Origin of the sequence: Microbacterium sp., from assembly GCF_051953575.1 — a bacterium.
Lineage (GTDB): Bacteria > Actinomycetota > Actinomycetes > Actinomycetales > Microbacteriaceae > Microbacterium.
Genome location: NZ_JBQCIP010000167.1, coordinates 1 through 6,431, shown reverse-complemented (window position 1 = coordinate 6,431; position 6,431 = coordinate 1). Strand labels below are relative to the sequence as shown.

Genomic DNA, 6,431 nt, shown 5'->3' with positions numbered 1-6,431 from the left:
GGACGTCGTCTCGGGCTCGCCGTTCTCGGGGAGCTCGGGGGCGTCGGTCTCGGGCTGGGGGTCTGCTGCAGCAGTCACGGGATGCACCTCATCGCGGCTCGCGCCGTCTGTGGGAGTAGGACGGCTCACAGCCTAGTACGGCGGATGCCTCACCCCGGCGCTGTCGTGCGCGAGATCTCCCGGGCCGATCAGGGCGTCGGCGTCGGCGTGGGGGTGGGGCTCGGCGACGGCTCGCCCTCGGTGGGAGTCGGCGTCGGGGTGGATGTCGAGGTCGGCTCGGGAGCGGGCGCGCCGGGACCTGCCACGAAGTATGCCGTCTGAATGCCGACGATGCCGAGCACCAGGATGCCTCCGACGATGCCCGCGATCAGGTTGTCGCGCGTGCGGCGGCGGGCCTGATCGTCGTGGAACTGACGACGCGCCTGATAGGTCCGCGTCCGCTCACGCGCGGCACGTGCGTCTCGATCCTTGCCACCGCCGGCCACGGGCCCTCCTCGTTGTCGTCATCCCAGGCGCTCACCGGTCACAGGCCCGGGGCGGGTTGATCCTACGGCCCGGCGCCACGGCGGCCAAACCGGACGGATCCGGTGTCGTCCCCCCGGGATAGCCTGGAACCGTGACGTTTCCGACCGCGCTGTTCCAGGGGCTGACGCCGCTGGCCGTGCGGATGCGCCCGACGTCGCTCGACGAGGTCGCCGGGCAGTCCCATCTGCTGCGGGCCGGGTCGCCGCTCGTGACGCTGGCGAATCCGGATGCCGCCGCACGTGCCGCGACGTCGGTCATCCTGTGGGGGCCGCCGGGCACCGGCAAGACGACGCTCGCGCAGGCGATCGCGCGGTCATCGGGCCGCCGGTTCGTGGAGCTGTCGGCCGTGACCGCGGGCGTCCGCGACGTCCGTGAGGTCATGCAAGAGGCGTTGACGCAGCGCGATCTGTACGGCCAGTCGACGATCCTCTTCCTCGACGAGATCCACCGCTTCACGAAGGCGCAGCAGGACGCGCTGCTCCCGGGCGTCGAGAACGGCTGGGTCGTGCTCATCGCCGCGACGACCGAGAATCCCTCGTTCTCGGTCATCTCGCCGTTGCTGTCGCGGTCCCTGCTGCTGACGCTGAAGCCCCTCACCGACGCCGACCTGGCGATGCTCGTCGACCGCGCGGTCTCGGACGCGCGCGGTCTCGCCGGCGCAGTGCGGCTGGGCGACGACGCCCGCGACGCGATCGTCAGGCTCGCATCGGGCGACGCGCGCCGGGCTCTCACGGCACTGGAGGCGGCGGCATCCCTCGCCGCGCCGGGGGAGACCGACGACGAGGCGGAGGAATCGGGCGACGCGAAGGTCCCCGAGATCACGGCCGACCAGGTCGCACAGGCCGTCGACCGGGCGCTGCTGCGCTACGACCGGCAGGGCGACGAGCACTACGACGTCATCAGCGCGTTCATCAAGTCGATCCGCGGCTCCGACGTGGACGCGGCGATCCACTACCTCGCCCGGATGATCGAGGCGGGGGAGGACCCGCGCTTCATCGCGCGTCGTCTCATCATCTCCGCCGCAGAAGACATCGGCCTGGCCGACCCGCAGGCGCTACCGATCGCGGTCGCGGCAGCGGACGCGGTGCAGTTCATCGGCATGCCCGAGGGGCGCATCCCGCTCGCCGAGGCGACGGTGTACCTCGCCACCACCGCCAAGTCCAACGCCGCGTATCTGGCGATCGACGCCGCGATCGCCGACGTCCGCTCGGGCGGTTTCGGCCGGGTGCCGATCCACCTGCGCGACGCGCACTACCCGGGCGCGAAGCGGCTCGGCCACGGCAAGGGCTACGTGTACCCGCACGACTCCGAGATCGGCATCGCCGCCCAGCAGTATCTGCCCGACGAGCTGCGCGGACGCCGCTACTACGAGCCGAAGGCGCTCGGCGCGGAGCGCGACGTGCAGGCACGGCTGGAGAAGATCCGCCGCATCCTCGACGGCGGCCGCGACGCCTGAGCGGCGGCCGACAGGCGCCCAACACCGGGTCTGGTAAGCTAGAGCGGCTCGAAACGCAGTTTTCGGGCATCCCCTCTCTTCTTCACCTACCTTCCGGCATGCCCCGGCGTGCAGTCCGGACAGGGCGAAGACAGGGCGATACGTCCGCGGGCCGTGAAAGACACGGCCGCGTCATCGAAAGGAACACTTCGTGGCAACGAAGTCCCAGGACCGCCGCAAGGTCCGTCTGTCCCGCGCTCTCGGCGTGGCCCTCACCCCGAAGGCCGCCAAGTACCTCGAGAAGCGCCCCTACGCTCCGGGTGAGCACGGCCGCACCAAGCGCAAGCAGGACAGCGACTACGCCGTCCGCCTCCGCGAGAAGCAGCGTCTGCGCGAGCAGTACGGCATCCGCGAGAAGCAGCTGCGCATCCAGTTCAACGAGGCCCGCCGCACCCAGGGCCTGACGGGTGAGAACCTCGTCGAGCAGCTCGAGATGCGTCTGGACGCGCTCGTCCTGCGCGCCGGCTTCGCCCGCACCACCGCGCAGGCGCGCCAGCTCGTCGTGCACCGCCACATCCTCGTGGACGGCCAGCTCGTCGACCGCCCGTCGTTCCGCGTGAAGCCGGGTCAGCTCATCCACGTCAAGGCCAAGAGCGAGGGCATCGAGCCCTTCCAGGTCGCAGCTCTCGGCGGTCACGCCGAGGTCCTGCCCCCGGTTCCGGGCTACCTCGAGGTCGAGCTCGACAAGCTCCAGGCCCGTCTCGTGCGTCGCCCCAAGCGCGCCGAGGTCCCCGTGGTCTGCGACGTCCAGCTCGTCGTCGAGTACTACGCAGCTCGATAAGTTCTGCGAACACGCGAAGGGCGTCGGGGTCACCCGACGCCCTTCTTGGTTTCCCCTTACGATGGAGGGATGCCGCGCTCCGGCGGCCCGCGAGGAAGTGGTGACATGAAGAACCTGGTGTGGTTCCTGCTCGGCATCGCCGGTGGATTCGTCCTGGCGCACTTCATGAACAAGGACCCGCGCGGCCACGAGATCCTCGCAGACGTCGACGCGCGCATCACCGAGTTCACCGACCGCATCGGCGACGCGTATCGCGAGCAGGAGGCCCGGTTCGCCGGCATCGTCGACGACGTGCGGGATGCCGCGGCCGAGGCCGCCGGGGCCGTCAGGACCGTGGCATCCGACGCCGTGGACACCGTCGCGGACGCCGCCAAGAGCGCGGCCGACACGCTCGGCGACTGACACCCGCATACCGCTCACCGGCAGCGCCGGGGAGTCGGCGTGCCCCCGACACGCATCCGCACGCACAGCAAGCACGCACAGCAAGGACCCGCATGAAGACCGCCGAGATCGCGCAGCGCTACCTCGATTACTTCGAGAAGAACGGCCACACCATCGTCCCCTCGGCGTCGCTGGTGACCGACGACCCGGCGCTGCTGTTCACGGTGGCCGGCATGGTGCCGTTCATCCCGTACCTGTCGGGCGACGTGCCTGCCCCGTACGCGCGCGCAGCCGACAACCAGAAGTGCATCCGCACCAACGACATCGAAGAGGTCGGCAAGACGCCGCGCCACGGCACCTTCTTCCAGATGCTCGGCAACTGGTCGTTCGGCGACTACTTCAAAGAAGGCGCGATCCGCTACGCGTGGGATCTGCTCACCACGTCCGAGGCGGACGGCGGACTCGGTTTCGACCCGAAGGACATGTGGGTCACCGTCTACGAAGAGGACGACGAGGCGCACGACCTCTGGCTGCAGCTGACCGAACTGCCCGCCGAGCGCATCCAGCGCCTGGGCAAGGACACGAACTACTGGAGCACGGGCCTCCCGGGCCCGGCGGGCCCGTGCTCGGAGATCTTCTTCGACCGCGGTCCCGCGTACGGCATCGACGGCGGACCGGCGACGGACGACGACCGCTACGTCGAGATCTGGAACCTCGTGTTCATGCAGTACGAGATCACGAACGTGCGCTCGAAGTACGACTTCGACATCGTCGGCGAGCTGCCGAACAAGAACATCGACACCGGCATGGGCCTGGAGCGCATCGCGTTCATCAAGCAGGGCGTCGACAACATGTACGAGACCGACCAGGTGCGTCCGGTGCTCGACAAGGCGGTGGAGCTCTCGGGGCGCACGTACGGTGCGAACCACGAGGACGACGTTCGCTTCCGCGTCGTGGCCGACCACATCCGTTCGTCGCTCATGCTGATGTCGGACGGCGTCACGCCCTCGAACGACGGCCGCGGCTACATCCTGCGCCGCCTGATGCGCCGCGCGATCCGCTCGATGCGCCTGCTGGGCGTCGACGGGCCGACGTTCGAGGTGCTGTTCACGGCATCCCGCGACGCCATGAAGAGCGCCTACCCGGTCGTCGAGACGGACTGGGCCCGCATCTCGCAGTACGCGCTGGCCGAGGAGGCCACGTTCCTGCGGACGCTCGCGGCGGGGGAGTCGATCCTCGAGGAGTCGCTCGCCGAGACGAAGTCGTCCGGCGGCACGACGATCGCCGGCTCCGAAGCGTTCCTGCTGCACGACACCTACGGCTTCCCGATCGACCTGACGCTCGAGATCGCCGAAGAGGCGGGCCTGTCGGTCGATCGCGCCGCGTTCGACACGCTCATGCAGGAGCAGCGCGCCCGTGCGAAGGCCGATGCCCGCGCACGCAAGCGCCAGCTCGCCGACACCAGCGTCTACCGCGATCTCCGCGCGCTCGGCGAGACCGGGTTCACAGGCTATACCGATCTCGAGACCGAGTCCCGCGTGCTCGGCATCCTCGTCGACGGCGTGTCGGTCGACCGCGCCACGACCGGCCAGATCGCCGAGGTCATCCTCGCCGAGACCGCCCTGTACGCGGAGTCGGGCGGCCAGGTCGCCGACAAGGGCGTCATCGTCGGTCCCGGCTACGAGCTCGAGGTGCTCGACGTGCAGAAGCCCGTGCCGGGCCTCATCAGCCACACCGTCGAGGTGTCGTCCGGCGAGGTCGGCGTCGGCCAGCCGGCGACGTCGGTGGTGGATGCCGCCAACCGCCGCGCCGCCCGCCAGGCCCACTCGGCGACCCACCTCGTGCACGCCGCGCTGCGTGACACGCTCGGAAAGACCGCGACGCAGGCGGGATCGCTCAACCGCGCCGGCTACATGCGGTTCGACTTCTCGTGGGGCCAGGCACTGTCCGACGAGACCAAGAGCGAGATCGAAGAGATCGCCAACAACGCCGTCCGCGACAACCTCGAGGTGACCACCCGGGTGCTGCCGCTCGACGAGGCGAAGTCCCTCGGCGCGATGGCGCTCTTCGGCGAGAAGTACGGCGACACGGTGCGGATGGTCGACATCGGCGGTCCGTGGTCGCGCGAGCTGTGCGCGGGCACCCACGTGTCGACGAGCGCCGAGATCGGCCTCATCAACCTCGTCGGCGAGTCGTCGGTCGGCGCGTCCAACCGTCGTGTCGAGGCGCTCGTCGGCCTTGACGCGTTCCGATCGCTGGCGGCAGAGCGGGCGCTCGTGTCGCAGCTGACCTCGTCGCTCAAGGCGCCGCGCGAGCAGCTGCCCGCGCGCATCGCCGAGCTCCAGGCCAACCTCAAGGCCGCCGAGAAGAAGATCGCCGCGTTCGAGGCGAAGGCCCTCGGCGACCGCCTGCCGCAGCTGGCGGCATCCGCGACACGCATCGGCGGCACGCTCGTCGTCGCCGAGTCGCTCGGCTCGGCGGCATCCGGCGACGACGTGCGTGCGCTCGCCCTGCAGGTGCGCGAGCGCCTCGGCTCCGACGCGGCTGTCGTGGCGCTCGGCGCGGTCGTCAATGACCGCCCGGTCGTGATCGTGGCGACCAACGACGCGGCTCGCTCCGCGGGTGCGAAGGCCGGCGTGCTCGCCAAGACGGCCGCCGGCGTGCTCGGCGGCGGCGGTGGTGGACGCGACGATGTCGCGCAGGGCGGCGGAACGGATGCCGCGGCGCTGCCTGCGGCGCTGGCCTCGGTGAAGGACGCCGTCGCCGCGTGACCCGGACCAGCTGATGACAGAGTTCAGGCGTGGCCCCCGGCTCGGCGTCGACGTGGGCAAGGCGCGCGTCGGCGTCGCCAAGTGCGATCCCGACGGGCTGCTGGCGACGCCGGTCGAGACGGTGCCCCGCGACGACGCCTCGGTGGCGCGGATCGTCGCACTGGCCGAGGAGCATTCGGCGTTCGAGCTGTATGTCGGGCTGCCGCTGAACCTGCGCGGCGAGGACACGCCGTCGACGCAGGATGCCCGGGACTTCGCTGCGGCCCTGTCTGCGGCGTCAGGCCTCGTCGTTCGCCTCGTCGACGAGCGACTGTCGACGGTGTCGGCACACGCGGCGCTGCGCAGTTCGGGCAGATCCCAGCGATCGTCGCGTAGCATCGTTGACCAGGTCGCCGCTGTCGTGCTGCTTCAGCAGGCGCTCGATGTCGAGAAGAGCACCGGCCGGCCGCCCGGAACCCCCGTCCCCCAGGAGCCCGCC

The 6,431-nt window shown here is 70.5% G+C and carries 6 protein-coding genes; 5 read left to right on the top strand and 1 reads right to left on the bottom strand.

Annotation, left to right across the window (positions count from 1 at the left end):
- Positions 1–188: 188 nt before the first annotated feature.
- On the bottom strand, positions 189–485 hold the full coding sequence (locus ACTHNQ_RS10485; RefSeq protein WP_440333317.1) for a dioxygenase: 297 nt from the start codon (positions 483–485) through the stop codon (positions 189–191).
- A 182-nt stretch (positions 486–667) separates the two neighbouring features.
- On the opposite strand from ACTHNQ_RS10485, the gene ACTHNQ_RS10480 reads away from it, so the two are divergent.
- From ACTHNQ_RS10480 to ruvX, 5 genes are all read left to right on the top strand, one after another.
- Complete coding sequence (locus ACTHNQ_RS10480) at positions 668–1,981, top strand: replication-associated recombination protein A (protein ID WP_440333318.1); 1,314 nt, start codon at positions 668–670, stop codon at positions 1,979–1,981.
- A gap of 190 nt (positions 1,982–2,171) precedes the next feature.
- Entirely contained in the window at positions 2,172–2,801 is a 630-nt protein-coding gene (gene rpsD, locus ACTHNQ_RS10475; protein ID WP_018170803.1) for a 30S ribosomal protein S4, read from the top strand.
- Positions 2,802–2,906: 105 nt separating this feature from the next.
- Positions 2,907–3,203: an ATPase gene (locus ACTHNQ_RS10470; RefSeq protein WP_440333316.1), complete on the top strand. Its 297-nt coding sequence runs from the start codon at positions 2,907–2,909 to the stop codon at positions 3,201–3,203.
- Positions 3,204–3,295: 92 nt separating this feature from the next.
- Positions 3,296–5,953 (top strand): alanine--tRNA ligase, encoded by a 2,658-nt coding sequence (gene alaS, locus ACTHNQ_RS10465; protein WP_440333315.1) that lies wholly within the window; start codon positions 3,296–3,298, stop codon positions 5,951–5,953.
- A 13-nt stretch (positions 5,954–5,966) separates the two neighbouring features.
- On the top strand, positions 5,967–6,431 hold a 465-nt coding region (ruvX, locus tag ACTHNQ_RS10460; protein ID WP_440333314.1), incomplete at its 3' end, for a Holliday junction resolvase RuvX.

What these genes read in the sequence shown, in the direction of transcription:
- ACTHNQ_RS10480 (WP_440333318.1), top strand. Translation starts at nt 668, where the DNA reads ATGCGCCCGACGTCGCTCGACGAGGTCGCCGGGCAGTCCCATCTGCTG.
- alaS (WP_440333315.1), top strand. Translation starts at nt 3,296, where the DNA reads ATGAAGACCGCCGAGATCGCGCAGCGCTACCTCGATTACTTCGAGAAG.
- ACTHNQ_RS10470 (WP_440333316.1), top strand. Translation starts at nt 2,907, where the DNA reads ATGAAGAACCTGGTGTGGTTCCTGCTCGGCATCGCCGGTGGATTCGTC.